Origin of the sequence: Shigella sonnei, from assembly GCF_002950395.1 — a bacterium.
GTDB lineage: Bacteria > Pseudomonadota > Gammaproteobacteria > Enterobacterales > Enterobacteriaceae > ECMA0423.
The window spans coordinates 487,367-507,814 of sequence record NZ_CP026802.1 but is presented as its reverse complement, the minus strand read 5'-3'; the positions used below and the strand labels follow the sequence as shown (position 1 = coordinate 507,814).

Here is a 20,448-nt window from a genome sequence, read left to right as displayed (position 1 = left end):
ATTCCAAAAACAGGTACGACATACATGAATCAGAATCTGCTGGTGACAAAGCGCGACGGTAGCACAGAGCGCATCAATCTCGACAAAATCCATCGCGTTCTGGATTGGGCGGCAGAAGGACTGCATAACGTTTCGATTTCCCAGGTCGAGCTGCGCTCCCACATTCAGTTTTATGACGGTATCAAGACCTCTGACATCCACGAAACCATTATCAAGGCTGCCGCAGACCTGATCTCCCGTGATGCGCCGGATTATCAGTATCTCGCCGCGCGCCTGGCGATCTTCCACCTGCGTAAAAAAGCCTACGGCCAGTTTGAGCCGCCTGCGCTGTACGACCACGTGGTGAAAATGGTCGAGATGGGCAAATACGATAATCATCTGCTGGAAGACTACACGGAAGAAGAGTTCAAGCAGATGGACACGTTTATCGATCACGACCGTGATATGACCTTCTCTTATGCTGCCGTTAAGCAGCTGGAAGGCAAATATCTGGTACAGAACCGCGTGACCGGCGAAATCTATGAGAGCGCCCAGTTCCTTTATATTCTGGTTGCCGCGTGCCTGTTCTCGAACTACCCGCGTGAAACGCGCCTGCAATATGTGAAGCGTTTTTACGACGCGGTTTCCACATTTAAAATTTCGCTGCCGACGCCAATCATGTCCGGCGTGCGTACCCCGACTCGTCAGTTCAGCTCCTGCGTACTGATCGAGTGCGGTGACAGCCTGGATTCCATCAACGCCACCTCCAGCGCGATTGTTAAATACGTTTCCCAGCGTGCCGGGATCGGCATCAACGCCGGGCGTATTCGTGCGCTGGGTAGCCCGATTCGCGGTGGTGAAGCGTTCCATACCGGCTGCATTCCGTTCTACAAACATTTCCAGACAGCGGTGAAATCCTGCTCTCAGGGCGGTGTGCGCGGCGGTGCGGCAACGCTGTTCTACCCGATGTGGCATCTGGAAGTGGAAAGCCTGCTGGTGTTGAAAAACAACCGTGGTGTGGAAGGCAACCGCGTGCGTCATATGGACTACGGGGTACAAATCAACAAACTGATGTATACCCGTCTGCTGAAAGGTGAAGATATCACCCTGTTCAGCCCGTCCGACGTACCGGGGCTGTACGACGCGTTCTTCGCCGATCAGGAAGAGTTTGAACGTCTGTATACCAAATATGAGAAAGACGACAGCATCCGCAAGCAGCGTGTGAAAGCCGTTGAGCTGTTCTCGCTGATGATGCAGGAACGTGCGTCTACCGGTCGTATCTATATTCAGAACGTTGACCACTGCAATACCCATAGCCCGTTTGATCCGGCCATCGCGCCAGTGCGTCAGTCTAACCTGTGCCTGGAGATAGCCCTGCCGACCAAACCGCTGAACGACGTCAACGACGAGAACGGTGAAATCGCGCTGTGTACGCTGTCTGCTTTCAACCTGGGCGCAATTAATAACCTGGATGAACTGGAAGAGCTGGCAATTCTGGCGGTTCGTGCACTTGACGCGCTGCTGGATTATCAGGATTACCCGATCCCGGCCGCCAAACGTGGAGCGATGGGTCGTCGTACGCTGGGTATTGGTGTGATCAACTTCGCTTACTACCTGGCGAAGCACGGTAAACGCTACTCCGACGGCAGCGCCAACAACCTGACGCATAAAACCTTCGAAGCCATTCAGTATTACCTGCTGAAAGCCTCTAATGAGCTGGCGAAAGAGCAAGGCGCGTGCCCGTGGTTTAACGAAACCACTTACGCGAAAGGGATCCTGCCGATCGATACCTATAAGAAAGATCTGGATACCATCGCTAATGAGCCGCTGCATTACGACTGGGAAGCATTGCGTGAATCAATCAAAACGCACGGCCTGCGTAACTCTACGCTTTCTGCCCTGATGCCGTCCGAGACCTCTTCGCAGATCTCTAACGCCACTAACGGTATTGAACCGCCGCGCGGTTACGTCAGCATCAAAGCGTCGAAAGACGGTATTTTGCGCCAGGTGGTGCCGGACTACGAGCACCTGCACGACGCCTATGAGCTGCTGTGGGAAATGCCGGGTAACGATGGCTACCTGCAACTGGTAGGTATCATGCAGAAATTTATCGATCAGTCGATCTCTGCTAACACCAACTACGATCCGTCACGTTTCCCGTCAGGAAAAGTGCCGATGCAGCAGTTGCTGAAAGACCTGCTCACCGCCTACAAATTCGGGGTCAAAACGCTGTATTATCAGAACACCCGTGACGGCGCTGAAGACGCGCAGGACGATCTGGTACCGTCAATCCAGGACGATGGCTGCGAAAGCGGCGCATGTAAGATCTGATATTGAGATGCCGGATGCGGCGTAAACGCCTTATCCGGCCTACGGCTCGGTTTGTAGGCCTGATAAGACGCGCCAGCGTCGCATCAGGCTCCGGGTGCCGGATGCAGCGTGAACGCCTTATCCGGCCTACGGCTCGGATTTGTAGGCCTGATAAGACGCGCCAGCGTCGCATCAGGCACAGGATGCGGCGTAAAATGCCTTATCCGGCATTAAACTCCCAACAGGACACACTCATGGCATATACCACCTTTTCACAGACGAAAAATGATCAGCTCAAAGAACCGATGTTCTTTGGTCAGCCGGTCAACGTGGCTCGCTACGATCAGCAAAAATATGACATCTTCGAAAAGCTGATCGAAAAGCAGCTCTCTTTCTTCTGGCGTCCGGAAGAAGTTGACGTCTCCCGCGACCGTATAGATTACCAGGCGCTGCCGGAGCACGAAAAACACATCTTTATCAGCAACCTGAAATATCAGACGCTGCTGGATTCCATTCAGGGTCGTAGCCCGAACGTGGCGCTATTGCCGCTTATTTCTATTCCGGAACTGGAAACCTGGGTCGAAACCTGGGCGTTCTCAGAAACGATTCATTCCCGTTCCTATACTCATATCATTCGTAATATCGTTAACGATCCGTCTGTTGTGTTTGACGATATCGTCACCAACGAGCAGATCCAGAAACGTGCGGAAGGGATCTCCAGCTATTACGATGAACTGATCGAAATGACCAGCTACTGGCACCTTCTGGGCGAAGGCACCCACACCGTTAACGGTAAAACCGTAACCGTTAGCCTGCGCGAGCTGAAGAAAAAACTGTATCTCTGCCTGATGAGCGTTAACGCGCTGGAAGCGATCCGCTTCTACGTCAGCTTTGCTTGTTCCTTTGCCTTTGCAGAACGCGAACTGATGGAAGGTAACGCCAAGATTATTCGCCTGATTGCCCGCGATGAAGCCCTGCACCTGACCGGTACTCAGCATATGCTGAATCTGCTGCGCAGCGGCGCGGATGATCCGGAGATGGCGGAAATTGCCGAAGAATGTAAGCAGGAGTGCTATGACCTGTTTGTCCAGGCGGCACAGCAAGAGAAAGACTGGGCGGATTATCTGTTCCGTGACGGTTCGATGATTGGTCTGAATAAAGATATTCTCTGCCAGTACGTTGAATACATCACCAATATCCGCATGCAGGCAGTCGGTTTGGATCTGCCGTTCCAGACGCGCTCCAACCCGATCCCGTGGATCAACACCTGGCTGGTGTCTGATAACGTGCAGGTTGCTCCGCAGGAAGTGGAAGTCAGTTCTTATCTGGTCGGGCAGATTGACGCGGAAGTGGACACCGACGATTTGAGTAACTTCCAGCTCTGATGGCCCGCGTTACCCTGCGCATCACTGGCACACAACTGCTGTGCCAGGATGAACACCCTTCCCTTCTGGCGGCGCTGGAATCCCACAATGTTGCGGTTGAGTACCAGTGCCGCGAAGGTTACTGCGGCTCCTGTCGCACCCGACTGGTCGCAGGTCAGGTGGACTGGATTGCCGAACCGTTAGCCTTTATTCAGCCGGGGGAAATTTTGCCCTGTTGTTGCCGGGCAAAAGGCGATATTGAAATCGAGATGTGAATTGGTTGTAGTGCCAGATACAACGCTTATACGTCTTATCTGGCCTACAACGATTACATGGCGTAGTAATACGCTTTCACCTGCTCCCAGTCCGCTTTGGGGATTGGCTCCAGATATTTTCCAGCTGGCGGAAGTCATGATTAATCGCTTTATTGCGACGCAAGCGGCGACGACTTTTCTCCAGGTCAAGAAAACCAGCTTCTGCTTTACCTTCTGTTTTCACATAGATATGGCGAACATAACAACAGCCATGCTGACGATTAACGCTATGCATTTTCTTAAACGCCAGCGCCACTGCTTTCAACATGGCTTGCCGTACTTCGTCAGAATAGGGCGATACTGCATGCCGGGCATACCAGTCAGCAATGCTGATGAACCCCGCCATATCTTCAGTCACCAGCAACGCGCGCCATTCACCCTCAATTTTCACCGCTTCACCAAAAACGATCTTCGGCACGATGACACCGGCCCGTTCCAGTTCTTTAATTACCGCAACCTCACGGACAATCGTTGGTCGGCCGAACGGATAACGTACGGAATGAAACAGATGATGCGTCATGCGCTTTACATACAGCTTTTTGCCGTTGCGCTCGACGCATTGCACCCCGCTCATACCATTACGGCGATAGTTAGGCTCTTCAACCCAGTCGCCCTCTGTTGCCCACCAGTGATTAAATTCGTCGTACTTTGCTGAAACTGCCATACCCTATCGCCTGTCATTTTTATTAACGACAATGACTATAGGTGGTTACCTGAGGAAAATCTTAATGAAACGTGTCGTATTAATGAATTTCTTTTGCCGCTACTAAATAGCTGCGCTTAATACCGCTACACTTTTGCCAGCCCATGTTTGCCTCCGGGGAATGGGCTGACGGTTTCCATAAAATGGCGAACTTTTTTCAACAGTTGCCACATTGAGCTGCACTGATGATTACGCGTTATTGTGTCGTGAAGTGCCTGCCATAGCCGTTCAACATGATTCACCCATGGCGAGTAAACCGGCTGATAAATGACCCTGAACTTCGGGTTCTCCTTCAGCCAGCTCTGTGTTTCCCGGCTTTTGTGGATAATGTAGTTGTCCACGATCAGCGTGATGGTTTTCGCCCGACGGTATGTCGCTTTAAGCCGCTTCAGCAGGCTGATGAACAGCGCCGAACTTTTGCTGTTGCCGCCCACACAGCTGACTTTACCTGTCCCGCTGTGCAGCGCTCCGGCCAGATAATATTTTTCATTCTGTCCCGGCGTGACCACCCGTTTTTGCTGTCCGCGCAGTTGCCAGTCCGCACCGATTTTGGGATTAAGATGGATATCCACTTCATCTTCATAAAAGACCGGATGCTCTGCGCTGCATTCGTCCAGTGCTTTATGGATTGCTGCCATCTTTTCATCTTTATGCGGGTCACGGATACGCAGAGTTGGCGCAGCCCTTCGCCACACAATCCCCGCAGACGGCAACCAGCGGCGAACGGTTCCGGCATTTAACTGGCAACCGGTTATCTCATTGATTTTTATTGCCAGCAGTTCTGTACTCCAGCGTGAACGCTGGTAGCCAAAGTCGCCGGGAGAATGTTTTACCAGCTCACGTAACAGTGTGCAGATATGCTCAAACGGCCAGCGACGGGCACGCCCGGCAGGTAATGATTTCAGTCCCTCAACACCCGACTGCGTGAACCAGTTAATCCAGCGTCCAACAGAGGAACGGGCGCAGCAGAGCGTTCTGGCAACGTCGCTGACACGGTCGCCCCGGTGCAGCATCAGCATGGCAGTCAGTCTGCGGGCATAATTTTTATCGTGTGTTTTATGGATGGCTTTCTGCATCAGGCGTCGTTCGTCACGGGAAATTGGTGCTATGATCGGCATTGCTCAGTCCGGTTGGTGATTTGTTTTGATTTGGCGATTGATCAGATCGCACAATCCGGGCTAAGTTCCCTCAAAGTGATCTACTATTCCGCGCAGCTATTTAGTGTGACACCGCTTTTGCCCTTCATTTGCAGCGCATAGATTCCACCAGCCACGACCACTAATAGTGCGCCCAGCAGATAAAATGTGAATTTAATCAGGTGGATACAGCGATGAATTTTATTCGACAGGGATTAGGCATCGCCTTATTACCAGAGTTAACGCTGAAAACCATTGCAGGTGAATTGTGTTCCGTTCCTCACGAACCAACCTTCTATCGACAGATTTCGTTGTTGGCTAAAGAAAAGCCGGTAGAAGGCAGTCCACTGTTTTTACTACAAATGTGCATGGAACAATTAGTGGCGATTGGAAAAATTTGATATGAGACAGGATGGCGCATGAACGCCATCCTGCAGTAGCATTACTCTTTATTAAGGAATTTTACTGCCTTATCAGGGAAATCAGTAAACAGCCCATTTACACCCGCTTTGTTATACAGAGCATCATATAACTGATTCACATCAGTAGTGTATTCAGGCAGTTTATCCGACCGCACGGTATAAGGATGCACTACCAGTTTATTCTGCTGAGCATCTTGCACCATGCCAGTGAGTTTGATATTACCCGGCTGCGATGTTTCCTCAATCAACATATGGTAATCCGGCCCGATACCGTCGGCATATTCCGCGACTTGCTTCATGGCACCTGGCTTAAACATCCAGTCATAGCTGTAATTAACCCAGCTTCCGTCCGGCTGTTTCTGCTGCGTTTCATTCCAGTCGGTATAGGCAATCAGCTGTACCAGATTGAGATCCATGCCCATTTTAGGTTCCAGCTCATTCTTAATACGCTTCAGCTCATCAGCATCAAAACATTGCAAATAAACTTTATCGTCCTTACCGGTGTAACCATATTTCTTCAGCACTTCCAGCGTTTTTGCCGCAATATCCTTCCCTTCCTGATGATGGAACCACGGCGCTTTGATTTCTGGATAGATACCGATATTTTTCCCGGTAGAGTGATTTAACCCCTGAACAAATTCAATCTCTTCTTCAAAGGTGTGCCCCCGGAAGTCGGACTTACCCATTGGGAAACGCCCCGGATAAGTCTGTACTTTTTTACCGTTTTCAATATCGAAACCTTCGGTAAATTTCAGCGACTTAATTTCATCCAGCGTGAAATCTATCGCGTAGTAACGACCGTCTTTGCGCGCCCGATCCGGGAAACGATCGGCAACATCAGTAACACGATCGAGATAATGGTCATGCAGAACAACCAGATGGTCGTCTTTGGTCATCACCAAATCCTGTTCCAGATAATCCGCTCCCTGCGCATACGCCATCGCTTTTGCTGGCAGCGTATGCTCCGGCAAATATCCACTGGCACCGCGATGGGCGATGACTATTTTTTCGTTGCTGTCCGCCGCCATTGCACTGCTTCCCATGACTATAGTGCTCATCATGATCGCCATGCTAAGGTTTTTCAGCTTCAATTTCATGCCATTAGCCTCCGTTGCGTTTTTGCAGTAATTGTTCATGGCGACGTTTTTCGCCAATCATCACAACAATCAACAAGATAACCGCCAGAATGCTGCCGCCAATCATTACCATAAAGCCGCCATCCCAGCCGAAGAAGTCCACGGTGTAGCCAACAATCGCGCTCGCCGCCACCGAACCGCCCAGGTAACCAAACAGCCCGGTAAAGCCCGCTGCCGTACCTGCCGCTTTTTTCGGTGCCAGTTCCAGCGCATGCAGACCGATCAGCATCACAGGACCGTAGATCAGGAAGCCGATAACAATCATACAAATCATATCGACGGTTGGGTTACCTGCCGGGTTCATCCAGTAAACGATAGTCGCGATGGTCACCAGTGTCATAAAGAAAACGCCGGTTGCCCCACGGTTGCCACGGAAGACTTTATCCGACATCCAGCCGCACAGCAGAGTGCCCGGAATACCTGCATATTCATAAAGGAAGTAGGCCCAGGAGGATTTATCCAGCGCGAAATGCTTAACCTCTTTCAGATAAGTCGGTGACCAGTCGAGGATGCCGTAACGCAGCAGATAAACGAACACGTTGGCGATGGCGATATACCACAGCAGTTTGTTCGGCAGTACGTACTGCATGAAGATTTGCTTCGCCGTCAGCTCCTGTTCCGCTTTTTCGTTATAGTCGTCCGGATAATCATTTTTGTACTCTTCGATCGGCGGCAAGCCACAGGATTGCGGGGTATCGCGCATCATCGCAAAGGCGAATAATGCCACCAGAATGGCGCAGAAAGCAGGCATATAGAGCGCCGCATGCCAGTCATTGAACCAGGCCATCCCCAGCAGGAACAGCAGCGGCGGAATACCACCACCGACGTTGTGCGCACAGTTCCACACTGACACAATGCCGCCACGTTCTTTCTGCGACCACCAGTGCACCATAGTACGACCACACGGCGGCCACCCCATCCCCTGGAACCAACCGCAGAGGAACAACAGTACAAACATCACCGCAATGCTCGACGTCGCCCATGGCACAAAGCCCATAAACAACATCACTGCCGCCGCCAGAATCAAACCTGCGGGCAGGAAAACGCGCGGATTCGAGCGATCCGATACCGAACCCATGATGAATTTCGAAAATCCATAAGCAATCGAGATCCCCGAAAGGGCAAAACCTAAATCACCGCGTGAGAATCCCTGCTCAACCAGATAAGGCATAGCAAGCGCAAAGTTCTTACGAACCAAATAGTAAGCCGCATAGCCAAAGAATATCCCCAGGAAAATTTGCCAGCGCAATCGACGATAAGTCGGATCGATCTCCGCGGCAGGTAAGCGCGCTTTGTGTGGCGCTGGTTTAAAAATACTCAACATTGATAGCCTCCGTGGCCCGTGGTCTTATTTATGATTAACAGCCTGATTCAGTGAGAGAACCTGCCGTTTCTTGAGTTGCCGCGATGTTAAGAAAACATTCATAAATTAAATGTGAATTGCCGCACACATTATTAAATAAGATTTACAAAATGTTCAAAATGACGCATGAAATCACGTTTCACTTTCGAATCATGAGCGAATATGCGCGAAATCAAACAATTCATGTTTTTACTATGGCTAAATGGTAAAAAACGAACTTCAGAGGGATAACAATGAAAACTCGCGACTCGCAATCAAGTGACGTGATTATCATTGGCGGCGGCGCAACGGGAGCCGGGATTGCCCGCGACTGTGCCCTGCGCGGGCTGCGCGTGATTTTGGTTGAGCGCCACGACATCGCAACCGGTGCCACCGGGCGTAACCACGGCCTGCTACACAGCGGTGCGCGCTATGCGGTAACCGATGCGGAATCGGCCCGCGAATGCATTAGTGAAAACCAGATCCTGAAACGCATTGCACGTCACTGCGTTGAACCAACCAACGGCCTGTTTATTACCCTGCCGGAAGATGACCTCTCCTTCCAGGCCACTTTTATTCGCGCCTGCGAAGAAGCAGGGATCAGCGCAGAAGCTATAGACCCGCAGCAAGCGCGCATTATCGAACCTGCCGTTAACCCGGCATTGATTGGCGCGGTGAAAGTTCCGGATGGCACCGTTGATCCATTTCGTCTGACCGCAGCAAACATGCTGGATGCCAAAGAACACGGTGCCGTTATCCTTACCGCTCATGAAGTCACGGGACTGATTCGTGAAGGCGCGACGGTGTGCGGTGTTCGTGTACGTAACCATCTCACCGGCGAAACTCAGGCCCTTCATGCGCCTGTCGTGGTTAATGCCGCCGGGATCTGGGGGCAACACATTGCCGAATATGCCGATCTGCGCATTCGCATGTTCCCGGCGAAAGGATCGCTGCTGATCATGGATCACCGCATTAACCAGCATGTGATCAACCGCTGCCGTAAACCTTCCGACGCCGATATTCTGGTGCCTGGCGATACCATTTCGCTGATTGGCACCACCTCTTTACGTATTGATTACAACGAGATTGACGATAATCGAGTGACGGCAGAAGAGGTTGATATTCTGCTGCGTGAAGGGGAAAAACTGGCCCCCGTGATGGCGAAAACGCGCATTTTGCGGGCCTATTCTGGCGTGCGCCCGCTGGTTGCCAGCGATGACGACCCGAGCGGACGTAACGTCAGCCGTGGCATCGTGCTGCTCGACCATGCTGAACGCGATGGTCTGGACGGATTTATCACCATCACCGGTGGCAAACTGATGACCTATCGGCTGATGGCTGAATGGGCTACCGACGCCGTGTGCCGCAAACTGGGCAACACGCGCCCCTGTACGACCGCCGATCTGGCACTTCCTGGTTCACAGGAACCCGCTGAAGTTACCTTGCGTAAAGTCATCTCCCTGCCTGCCCCGCTGCGCGGTTCTGCGGTTTATCGTCATGGCGATCGCACGCCTGCCTGGCTGAGCGAAGGTCGTCTGCACCGTAGCCTGGTATGTGAGTGCGAAGCGGTAACAGCGGGTGAAGTGCAGTACGCGGTAGAAAATTTAAACGTTAATAGCCTGCTGGATTTACGCCGTCGTACCCGTGTGGGGATGGGTACCTGCCAGGGCGAACTCTGCGCCTGCCGCGCTGCCGGACTGCTGCAACGTTTTAACGTCACGACGTCCGCGCAATCTATCGAGCAACTTTCCACCTTCCTTAACGAACGCTGGAAAGGCGTGCAACCCATCGCCTGGGGAGATGCACTGCGCGAAAGCGAATTTACCCGCTGGGTTTATCAGGGACTGTGTGGTCTGGAGAAGGAGCAGAAAGATGCGCTTTGATACTGTCATTATGGGCGGCGGCCTCGCCGGATTACTCTGTGGCCTGCAACTGCAAAAACACGGCCTGCGCTGTGCCATTGTCACGCGTGGTCAAAGCGCGCTGCATTTCTCATCCGGTTCGCTGGATTTGCTGAGCCATCTGCCTGATGGTCAACCGGTGACAGACATTCACAGTGGACTGGAATCTTTGCGTCAGCAGGCACCAGCCCATCCTTACAGTCTTCTCGAACCACAACGCGTGCTCGATCTCGCTTGCCAGGCGCAGGCATTGATCGCTGAAAGCGGTGCGCAATTGCAGGGCAGCGTGGAACTGGCCCATCAGCGCGTTACCCCGCTCGGCACTTTGCGTGCAACCTGGTTAAGTTCGCCAGAAGTTCCCGTCTGGCCGCTACCCGCGAAGAAGATATGTGTAGTGGGGATAAGCGGGCTGATGGATTTCCAGGCGCATCTTGCGGCGGCTTCGTTGCGCGAACTGGATCTTTCGGTTGAAACCGCAGAAATAGAGCTGCCGGAACTGGATGTCCTGCGCAATAACGCCACCGAATTTCGCGCGGTGAATATCGCCCGTTTCCTTGATAATGAAGAAAACTGGCCGCTGTTACTTGATGCGCTTATTCCTGTCGCCAATACCTGCGAAATGATCCTGATGCCCGCCTGCTTCGGCCTGGCCGATGACAAACTGTGGCGTTGGTTGAATGAAAAACTACCTTGTTCACTGATGCTTTTGCCAACGCTGCCGCCTTCCGTGCTGGGCATTCGTCTGCAAAACCAGTTACAGCGCCAGTTTGTGCGCCAGGGTGGCGTGTGGATGCCGGGCGATGAAGTGAAAAAAGTGACCTGTAAAAATGGCGTAGTGAATGAAATCTGGACCCGCAATCACGCCGATATTCCGCTACGTCCACGTTTCGCGGTTCTCGCCAGCGGCAGTTTCTTTAGTGGCGGACTGGTAGCGGAACGTAACGGCATTCGCGAGCCGATTCTCGGCCTTGATGTGCTACAAACCGCCACGCGGGGTGAATGGTATAAGGGCGATTTTTTTGCGCCGCAACCGTGGCAGCAGTTCGGTGTAACCACTGATGAGACGCTACGCCCGTCGCAGGCAGGGCAAACCATTGAGAACCTGTTTGCCATCGGTTCGGTGCTGGGCGGATTTGATCCCATCGCCCAGGGATGCGGCGGCGGTGTTTGTGCCGTCAGTGCTTTACATGCCGCTCAACAGATTGCCCAACGCGCAGGAGGCCAACAATGAACGACACCAGCTTCGAAAACTGCATTAAGTGCACCGTCTGCACCACCGCCTGCCCGGTGAGCCGGGTGAATCCCGGTTATCCAGGGCCAAAACAAGCCGGGCCGGATGGCGAGCGTCTGCGTTTGAAAGATGGCGCACTGTATGACGAGGCGCTGAAATATTGCATCAACTGCAAACGTTGTGAAGTCGCCTGCCCGTCCGATGTGAAGATTGGCGATATTATCCAGCGCGCGCGGGCAAAATATGACACCACGCGCCCGTCGCTGCGTAATTTTGTGTTGAGTCATACCGACCTGATGGGTAGCGTTTCCACGCCGTTCGCACCAATCGTCAACACCGCTACCTCGCTGAAACCGGTGCGGCAGCTGCTTGATGCGGCGTTAAAAATCGATCATCGTCGCACGCTACCGAAATACTCCTTCGGCACGTTCCGTCGCTGGTATCGCAGCATAGCGGCTCAGCAAGCACAATATAAAGACCAGGTCGCTTTCTTTCACGGCTGCTTCGTTAACTACAACCATCCGCAGTTAGGTAAAGATTTAATTAAAGTGCTCAACGCAATGGGTATCGGTGTACAACTGCTCAGCAAAGAAAAATGCTGCGGCGTACCGCTAATCGCCAACGGCTTTACCGATAAAGCACGCAAACAGGCAATTACGAATGTAGAGTCGATCCGCGAAGCTGTGGGAGTAAAAGGCATTCCGGTGATTGCCACCTCCTCAACCTGTACATTTGCCCTGCGCGACGAATACCCGGAAGTGCTGAATGTCGACAACAAAGGCTTGCGCGATCATATCGAACTGGCAACCCGCTGGCTGTGGCGCAAGCTGGACGAAGGCAAAACGTTACCGCTGAAACCGCTGCCGCTGAAAGTGGTTTATCACACTCCGTGCCATATGGAAAAAATGGGCTGGACGCTCTACACCCTGGAGCTGTTGCGTAAAATCCCGGGGCTTGAGTTAACGGTGCTGGATTCCCAGTGCTGCGGTATTGCGGGTACTTACGGTTTCAAAAAAGAGAACTACCCCACCTCACAAGCCATCGGCGCACCACTGTTCCGCCAGATAGAAGAAAGCGGCGCAGATCTGGTGGTCACCGACTGCGAAACCTGTAAATGGCAGATTGAGATGTCCACAAGTCTTCGCTGCGAACATCCGATTACGCTACTGGCCCAGGCGCTGGCTTAAACTCCTTTCTGATGCCCGGTAAGCATGTGGTTACCGGGCATTTTTGCGTACACGATTCCGTGCCCAATGTATGCGTTGCAACGCAGTGAAAATTCCTCTGAAAACGTCTCGCAAAGGCTGAAACTGGCAGATGTCAAAGGCCTGGGATAACCGTAATGTCGCGTCATCATAAATATCAGGTGACGGACAACCATGACCGAATCAACAACCTCCTCCCCGCATGATGCGGTATTTAAAACCTTTATGTTCACACCCGAAACCGCACGGGATTTTCTCGAAATACATTTGCCAGAACCACTGCGCAAGCTTTGCAACCTGCAAACCTTACGCCTGGAACCCACTAGTTTTATTGAAAAAAGTTTACGCGCTTACTACTCGGATGTTTTGTGGTCCGTGGAAACCAGCGACGGTGACGGCTATATCTACTGCGTGATTGAACATCAAAGCTCTGCAGAAAAGAATATGGCTTTTCGGCTAATGCGCTATGCCACTGCCGCCATGCAGCGTCACCTGGATAAAGGCTATGACAGAGTTCCGCTGGTGGTGCCATTGCTGTTTTATCATGGCGAAACATCGCCCTACCCGTACTCACTTAACTGGCTGGATGAGTTTGACGATCCGCAACTTGCCCGGCAGTTGTACACCGAAGCTTTTCCGTTGGTGGATATCACCATCGTACCTGACGATGAGATCATGCAACATCGGCGTATAGCTCTGCTTGAACTGATTCAAAAGCATATTCGCGACCGCGATTTAATCGGTATGGTCGACAGGATCACCACGCTTTTGGTTAAAGGCTTCACTAATGACAGCCAGCTACAAACACTGTTTAATTATCTGCTGCAATGCGGCGATACCTCCCGTTTCACCCGTTTTATTGAGGAGATTTCCGAACGTTCACCACTACAAAAGGAGAGATTGATGACTATTGCTGAGCGGCTACGGCAGGAAGGACACCAAATTGGCTGGCAGGAAGGTATGCATGAACAAGCCATTAAAATTGCTTTGCGCATGCTGGAACAGGGCATTGATCGTGACCAGGTGCTCGCGGCCACCCAGCTAAGCGAAGCCGATCTGGCAGCGAATAACCACTAATTAACACAGGCCCACAGCCGATCCCCATGGGCCTTTGATATCAATAACTACCTTTTATGCGTGGCCCATTTTTGCCTGATTTAAACATCGCCAGTCGTTGATCCAGGGCATCGCTGTAGAGCATCGTGTCAACGCCAACAGCGACAAAGTTCGCTCCCCACGCCAGGCATTGCTGCGCCATATCAGGAGCCACAGCCAGAAAACCAGCCGCTTTACCCGCAGCACGGATCCGCCGAATGCTGGTTTCAATAATTCGCTGCACTTCCGGGTGCCCGGCGTTATCCGGGTAGCCCAACGACGCAGAAAGATCCGCTGGTCCAATAAACACGCCATCAATCCCTTCGACGTCGAGGATCTCGTCCAGGTTATCCAGTGCCGTTTTACTTTCCACCTGCACTAACAGACAAAGCGAATCGTTGACTTGCGCCATGTAATTCTCAATGCGTCCCCAGCGCGCAGCCCGTGCCACACTGGCCCCAACACCACGCTCACCGTAGGGAGGATAGCGCGTGGCAGACGCCACCTGACGAGCCTGATCGGCAGTATCGACCATCGGGATCAATAGAGTTTGCGCGCCAATATCCAGAACTTGTTTAATCAGCGATTTACTGCCTTCCACCGGACGGATCACGGGTTGGCTGGCATAGGGCGCTACCGCCTGTAGCTGGTGATAAAGATCCTGAATGGTGTTTGGCGCGTGCTCCCCGTCAATCAGCAACCAGTCATAACCGGAAGTAGCGGCAATTTCTGCCATATAAGAAGTAGTCGAGCTTAACCACAGACCAATTTGCACTTCGCCCTTGCGTAAACGTTCTTTAAAGGGATTGGTTAATAATGCGTTCATCGTGTTCCTTAACCTATTTAATGATGTGCCACGTCGGTCTGCGCAACAGTACGATTTACACGCAGAGTGAAAATAATCAGCGAACCGATGACCGCCACCGCTGCCAGTGTCAGTAATCCTGCCGCATCGCTGGCAAATAACGTTTCTGCTTTCACGCGCAGGATCGGGGCAATAAACCCGCCCACTGCACCAAACAGGTTTACAAAACCAATCCCCGCAGCCAGCGCCGTACCGGAAAGCAGTTGTGTCGGCATCGTCCAGAACACCGGCTGCACGGCAATAAACCCGATAGCTGCAACACACAGCGCTACGATCGCCATTACTGGAGAAAGCAGCCCGGACAGACCAATACCAATGCCCGCCGCCAGTAATGTCAGCGCTGCGACATTACGCCGTTCGCCGGTTTTATCGGAATAGCGCGGAATAAGCCAGGTCCCAAACAAGGCCGCAACCCACGGAATGGCGGTGACCACCGACGCTGTAAAGCCCACTTTTGTTCCCAGCAATGCCGCAACCTGGGTCGGCAGGAAGAAAATTAATCCGTAAACCGCCACCTGAATGGTCAGGTAGATAATCGCTAGTTGCCAGACTCGGCCATTACGCAGCGCATCGCTCAGCCGAGAAGTCACTTTCTGTTGTTCTTCACTTGCCAGTTGATTGATAAGCAACGTTTTTTCTTGTTTACTCAGAAAACGTGCCTGCTCCGGTGTGTCATCAAGCCAAAAGAATGTGAATACCCCAGCACCGACTGCCAACAATCCTTCAATCACAAACATCCAGAACCAGCCGGGATGCCCCATAAATCCATGCATCTCCAACAGCGCGCCGGAAAGCGGTGATCCCAGTGTTAACGCCAGCGGTGCGCCCATATAGAACAGCCCCATAATGCTGGCGCGATTACGCTGCGGAAACCATTGCGAGGTGAGATAAATCATACCAGGGAAAAATCCGGCCTCCGCAGCACCAAGCAGAGTGCGAACTATCAGAAATTTCGCTTCAGTATCGGCCCATGCCATGGCTGCCGAAAGAAATCCCCACAGCAGTGTTGTCGTACCAATCCAGGTTCTGGCCCCCAGTTTGCGCATCAAAAGATTCGCCGGAACACCCAGAAACGCATATACCACAAAGAAAATGCCTGCTCCCAGCGCATAAGCTTCATTACTCAACCCGGTATCAATCTGGTAGGTCTGTTTGGCAAAACCGATATTCGAACGGTCGAGAAACGCCAGCACATACAGCGCCAACATAAACGGAATTAAACGCACACGGTTTTTCTTCACCACGGCGTCAAGCAAAGCGGTGCTCATAAAAAGCTCCTTAGAATATGTGGGCGTTACCGTTGTCACAGCAACGCCCGGAGTGATTAGTGGCTGTAGGGGCGTTTCAAATTGCAGTCACGATTGAGTTCGACGCCAAAACCGGGTTTATCAAGCACTGATTTATGAATACGACCATTCACCGGAACCGGCTCATTGAGCAGAATCGGGTCAAACTGCGGACGCATCGTTGAACAATCCGGGCTGGTCATCAGGAATTCGCTGAATGGCGTATTGGTGAAGGTGATCACCGCATGGTGAGAGTAAACAGACGAACCGTGCGGCACCACCAGTTGCCCCCTGGATTTGGCGATTGCGGCAATTTCCACCAGCGTGGTTAAACCACCGCACCAGCCAACATCCGGCTGCATAATGTCGATACCGGTTTCTGAAAGCGTACGAAAAGATTGCAGTGTGCCGTGGTGCTCACCGCTGGTGACCATCATTCCGACTGGCGCGTTGCGTTTCAGTTCGCGATAACCTTCATACTGCTGTGGCGGCAGGCACTCTTCGATCCATTTCAGGTTATAGGGCGCGCAAGCGTGGGCCAGTTTGGTGGCATAGTTCACGTCCTGACTCATCCAGCAGTCGAGCATTAACCAGAAATCCTCACCGCATTTTTCACGCATATCCGCGACCATAACGGCATCTTTGCGGATCCCCGCATCGCCATCATGTGGCCCCCAGTGCGTCGGCATTTTGCCACCGATAAAGCCCATCTCTTTTGCCAGATCCGGACGCGCGCCTGTGGCGTAGAACTGAATCTCATCACGAACTGCGCCGCCTAAAAGTTTATAAACCGGAAGCCCGACCACTTTGCCGAACAGATCCCACAGAGCCAGATCGACACAGGAAATCGTGTTCATCACCAGGCCACCAGAGCCGGAGTAATACAGGGTGGCATTGAGCATTTGATCATGGATCAGTTTGATATCACTGACACATTTACCCTCAATGAAACGGTTAAGATGTTTTTCGACAATAAAACAGCCCATTTCACCGGCTGTCGAAACAGCGAATCCGGTCTGGCCGTTTTCTGCTTCGACTTCAACAATCAACGTGCCAAGAACGTTAATGCCAAATGACTGGCGTGACTGCTCGTAATCGCGGTATTTACTCATCGGGGTGGCAATATGATCGTCAATCCAGTGATTCGCCCCCTGGTCGTGATAATCACCGCCGCCAGCACCTTTTTCTGCTGTCGCACCGCCAGTAAACCAGGCGCGAACCTGTTTGATTTTTGGTAGGGTCATGATGTTCTCCATTGTTATGAGGCCTGTAAGTCAAAGGGACTTTTCCATCCCAACAGACGTGAAATATCCCTGGCGCAGGCAATGGCCTTGCCCGCCAGATAATCACGGTATTCTTCATTGATTTGTAAGCGGGTACCGACCACCGAGATCGCAGCGGTAAGCTCGTTATTGGCGTTAAACACCGGCGCAGCGACACAACGGACATCGGGGTAATCTTCGCCGTTGTCATAGCTCCAGCCCTGACGGCGAATACGCGCCAGTTCTTCGTGAAGTTGCTGTGGATGAGTAATCGTTGTGGGTGTCGCCTGCTCCCAGACCAGCCCTTCGATAATACTTTGCTGTACCGCTGCAGGTTGCCAGGCAAGCAGGCATTTACCTATTCCGGAGCGATAAAGCGAAAGGCTTTTTCCTTCATGGGAACGCACGCTGATAGTGGCTGATGACTCCACTTTTAAAATGTAATAAGCGCTGCCGTTATCAATAATCCCCAGGTGACATAACAGCCCGGTGGTATCCATCAGTTGCGTCAAACGCGGTCGAGCCAGTTCCCGGAGATCCATCTTGCTTAACGCATGACCAGAAAGCTCCACCAGCCTGGTCCACAAACAAAAATTTTCCTGGTGATCAAGGCTAAGAAAACGCTGACGCCTGAGTTCATTAAGCAGCAAATAGGCCGTGCTTTTAGGGATTCCCAATGTGTCAATGATCGTCGCAGCACTACAGGGGCCAATGCGGGCAATCAAATTGAGAATATCAATAGCCCGTGTCAGGGCGGGAACTTTGCTTGATTCCAACATACTGGACTCCAGTCTTAGATACTGGAATCAGTCTCGTTGCTCAGGGGGAGTAAAATTGTGAAGCGCATCAAATCCCGCTCCTCGTCCAGCGGACTGGAGAAATTACGCACAAATTTGTGAATCAGTGCACGGATTTTTTCTTATTGAGTACAACAGGTTGGACAAGTTTTGCCGGAGGGGGAATGTGCCGGTGCAGTAAACCGGCACAGAGTGGCGGAATCAGACAGATAAGGTCATGGACTCAACAACCTCAATCCAGCCATGCTCACTGGCGATATCCTGGCCGTTTAACCAACGGCGCAGCATATTCAGTGCCATCATTGCGCACACTTCCTGACGGATAGCCAGGCTGTAGCGTGTAGTGCTGAAACGCACACGCAGAGCGAAAGTGCCGTCTGGCGTGGCTAGCGCAAAGTTGAGATGCTCGTTCTCGAAACCCGAAACAGCCAGTGCCAGCCCGGCAAAATGGTTGGCCCGCCGTTCTGTAATCCAGTGCGCAGTTTGCGCCAGGGTTTCTTCCTGTGAAGGAACCACTTCACACGCCAGCAATGGAGCACCTGCGCGAGAAAGTTGCAAAGCCAATAAACCACCGGTGAATTGCTCGCTCAACGTCAGGCTGAACTGGCGGTTTTGCAATTCGCGACTGATCTGCGCGGGCAGTCCTTCGGTGCCTTCGAAAATCACGCTCTGTCCGGCAACACGTTTAACGTCCAGCCACAGTTTTTCCATCGCCTGTTGCTCGCTTGCCGGTCCGGTGAGTTTCAGTTCGATGATCGGCATTGAGGAGCGATAGCCCATTGTTACACCCGGCGGCAGTTGTAGAGTGTCCAGGCTTTGTGCCAGATCGCTTTCCGAACGACCAAAGGTAGTTAAACGCAGACAAACCGGCGACTGTGGTAAAGAAAAACGCTCGCGCAGGCGCGGCAGGATTTCGTGCTCGACCATCACCTTAAATTCTGACGGTACGCCGGGAGTAAAGAACATCAGGCAACGATTAAGCCGCACGGCAAAACCACAGGCGGTGCCTACCGGGTTATTGATAAATTCAGCACTGGCAGGCAGCTCCGCTTGTTTACGGTTGCTCGGTGCCATTACTCGTCCACGTTCGTGGAAATAGCGTTCCATCTCTTTGAGCCAGGCTTCATGCAGCACCAGGCCTTCACCTTTTGCTGTCGCAGCGGCGAGTGCACTTAAATCATCACTGGTCGGTCCCAGCCCGCCGTTAACGATCAGCACATCGGCGTGCTGACTACGTTCGCGAAGAATGGTGACTAAGTCATCAAGGTTATCCCCCACCGTATTGCGGCGAGATAATGGCAACCCCTGATGAAAGAAAAAATCGGCCAGCCAGGCAGCGTTAGTGTCAACGATTTGCCCGTGTAACACTTCATCCCCGGTGGATAACATTTCCACTTTTAACATGGTTATCTCCTGCTTTTGTTATCGAATCACTATAACGCAAAGGGAGATAAGGCGTAGTAAGAAACTGAATGGCGCGACAGAATGCCGCGCCGGAAGGGATCAGAAACTGGCGTTAACCCCAACATACGGGCCGTCAGCCACGGCGTTGTCGCGGTTACCGTCTTTACCCGACAGATTCAGGTAGCGATAACCCGCCTCAATACTGACTGGATGCATAATGGTGTAACGCGCGCCAGCATTCGCTTCCTCATAACTTTTAATACCGCTGGAGAGTGAATCCGGAGAGTAGTAATACTCGCCAAACAAACGGAAGCTGTTGCCAATTTTCCACTGCAAACCACCTCCTACCGCTGCGGCATAACCTTCATCGCCGTAATTCGGGTTGGTGTAAACGCCTTTTCCGCCAACGGTCGCCATTAACGGCCCGAGAGGCAGATTCAACCCCAGCCCCACGCCAGCGACGTCACCGTCGTCGTCGTTATGTGTCCAGTTACCGCTTAACGCCAGGCCCGTCGATTCAGTCCCAAAACCGACACCAATATTGGTGTATTCTTTACCCGCCTGACCGCTGATGCTCATTGCATTGACCGATGCAGAAACCAACAGCATTCCGGCCAGACCTGCTAGCGCAATTTTTTTCATTATCCCCTTTCCCACAAGCAATTAATCAAAATTCCCAAAGCTGCGGGATTGTAC

General features: G+C 52.2%; 16 protein-coding genes and 2 pseudogenes. 8 read left to right on the top strand and 10 right to left on the bottom strand.

Going from position 1 to position 20,448, the window contains the following annotated elements:
* Positions 1–24 precede the first annotated feature (24 nt).
* The 3 genes from nrdA (at position 25) to yfaE (ending at position 3,928) form a co-directional block, all read left to right on the top strand.
* Complete coding sequence (gene nrdA / locus C1P89_RS02735; protein WP_001075164.1) at positions 25–2,310, top strand: class 1a ribonucleoside-diphosphate reductase subunit alpha; 2,286 nt, start codon at positions 25–27, stop codon at positions 2,308–2,310.
* Positions 2,311–2,543: 233 nt separating this feature from the next.
* Positions 2,544–3,674 carry a class Ia ribonucleoside-diphosphate reductase subunit beta gene (gene nrdB, locus C1P89_RS02730; RefSeq protein WP_000332036.1) on the top strand — a complete coding sequence of 377 codons (1,131 nt, stop codon included), beginning with the start codon at positions 2,544–2,546 and terminating at the stop codon, positions 3,672–3,674.
* Positions 3,674–3,928 carry a ferredoxin-like diferric-tyrosyl radical cofactor maintenance protein YfaE gene (gene yfaE / locus C1P89_RS02725; protein ID WP_000135040.1) on the top strand — a complete coding sequence of 85 codons (255 nt, stop codon included), beginning with the start codon at positions 3,674–3,676 and terminating at the stop codon, positions 3,926–3,928. Before nrdB ends, yfaE begins: the two co-directional genes overlap by 1 nt.
* Before the next feature lie 53 nt (positions 3,929–3,981).
* On the opposite strand, the pseudogene inaA reads toward yfaE, so the two are convergent.
* A pseudogene (gene inaA, locus C1P89_RS02720) lies at positions 3,982–4,631 on the bottom strand (lipopolysaccharide kinase InaA).
* A 125-nt stretch (positions 4,632–4,756) separates the two neighbouring features.
* Positions 4,757–5,788, bottom strand: coding sequence for an IS630-like element IS630 family transposase (locus C1P89_RS02715; protein WP_005136263.1), 1,032 nt, complete (start codon positions 5,786–5,788; stop codon positions 4,757–4,759).
* A 176-nt stretch (positions 5,789–5,964) separates the two neighbouring features.
* Here C1P89_RS02715 and C1P89_RS02710 point away from each other — a divergent pair.
* Positions 5,965–6,207: pseudogene (locus C1P89_RS02710) on the top strand (LysR family transcriptional regulator); the annotation flags it as partial.
* Positions 6,208–6,248: 41 nt separating this feature from the next.
* Here C1P89_RS02710 and glpQ read toward each other — a convergent pair.
* On the bottom strand, positions 6,249–7,325 hold the full coding sequence (gene glpQ / locus C1P89_RS02705) for a glycerophosphodiester phosphodiesterase (protein WP_000768972.1): 1,077 nt from the start codon (positions 7,323–7,325) through the stop codon (positions 6,249–6,251).
* Between the two features lie 4 nt (positions 7,326–7,329).
* Positions 7,330–8,688 carry a glycerol-3-phosphate transporter gene (gene glpT, locus C1P89_RS02700; protein ID WP_000948732.1) on the bottom strand — a complete coding sequence of 453 codons (1,359 nt, stop codon included), beginning with the start codon at positions 8,686–8,688 and terminating at the stop codon, positions 7,330–7,332.
* Between the two features lie 272 nt (positions 8,689–8,960).
* Between glpT and glpA the strand changes: the two genes are divergently transcribed.
* From glpA to C1P89_RS02680, 4 genes are all read left to right on the top strand, one after another.
* Positions 8,961–10,589 (top strand): anaerobic glycerol-3-phosphate dehydrogenase subunit A, encoded by a 1,629-nt coding sequence (gene glpA, locus C1P89_RS02695; RefSeq protein WP_000857257.1) that lies wholly within the window; start codon positions 8,961–8,963, stop codon positions 10,587–10,589.
* A complete protein-coding gene (gene glpB / locus C1P89_RS02690; protein WP_001209921.1) occupies positions 10,579–11,838 on the top strand; it encodes a glycerol-3-phosphate dehydrogenase subunit GlpB in 1,260 nt (419 codons plus the stop codon). The genes glpA and glpB overlap by 11 nt, the downstream gene beginning before the upstream one ends.
* On the top strand, positions 11,835–13,025 hold the full coding sequence (gene glpC, locus C1P89_RS02685; protein ID WP_001000356.1) for an anaerobic glycerol-3-phosphate dehydrogenase subunit GlpC: 1,191 nt from the start codon (positions 11,835–11,837) through the stop codon (positions 13,023–13,025). Before glpB ends, glpC begins: the two co-directional genes overlap by 4 nt.
* Before the next feature lie 192 nt (positions 13,026–13,217).
* Complete coding sequence (locus C1P89_RS02680; protein WP_000140562.1) at positions 13,218–14,120, top strand: ISNCY family transposase; 903 nt, start codon at positions 13,218–13,220, stop codon at positions 14,118–14,120.
* Positions 14,121–14,160: 40 nt separating this feature from the next.
* Here the strand turns inward: C1P89_RS02680 and yfaU are convergent, their stop codons facing one another.
* The 6 genes from yfaU to C1P89_RS02650 all read right to left on the bottom strand — a co-directional run bounded on the left by yfaU (position 14,161) and on the right by C1P89_RS02650 (position 20,394).
* Positions 14,161–14,964, bottom strand: a complete 804-nt coding sequence (yfaU, locus tag C1P89_RS02675) for a 2-keto-3-deoxy-L-rhamnonate aldolase (RefSeq protein WP_000992988.1) — start codon at positions 14,962–14,964, stop codon at positions 14,161–14,163.
* A 17-nt stretch (positions 14,965–14,981) separates the two neighbouring features.
* Entirely contained in the window at positions 14,982–16,271 is a 1,290-nt protein-coding gene (locus tag C1P89_RS02670; protein ID WP_001295288.1) for an MFS transporter, read from the bottom strand.
* Positions 16,272–16,327: 56 nt separating this feature from the next.
* On the bottom strand, positions 16,328–17,533 hold the full coding sequence (gene rhmD, locus C1P89_RS02665; protein ID WP_005136694.1) for an L-rhamnonate dehydratase: 1,206 nt from the start codon (positions 17,531–17,533) through the stop codon (positions 16,328–16,330).
* 14 nt (positions 17,534–17,547) lie between these two features.
* Positions 17,548–18,330: an IclR family transcriptional regulator gene (locus C1P89_RS02660; RefSeq protein ID WP_000894187.1), complete on the bottom strand. Its 783-nt coding sequence runs from the start codon at positions 18,328–18,330 to the stop codon at positions 17,548–17,550.
* Positions 18,331–18,549: 219 nt separating this feature from the next.
* On the bottom strand, positions 18,550–19,752 hold the full coding sequence (locus C1P89_RS02655; RefSeq protein ID WP_000921634.1) for a nicotinamide mononucleotide deamidase-related protein YfaY: 1,203 nt from the start codon (positions 19,750–19,752) through the stop codon (positions 18,550–18,552).
* Positions 19,753–19,851: 99 nt separating this feature from the next.
* On the bottom strand, positions 19,852–20,394 hold the full coding sequence (locus C1P89_RS02650; RefSeq protein WP_005136693.1) for a YfaZ family outer membrane protein: 543 nt from the start codon (positions 20,392–20,394) through the stop codon (positions 19,852–19,854).
* Positions 20,395–20,448 lie beyond the last annotated feature (54 nt).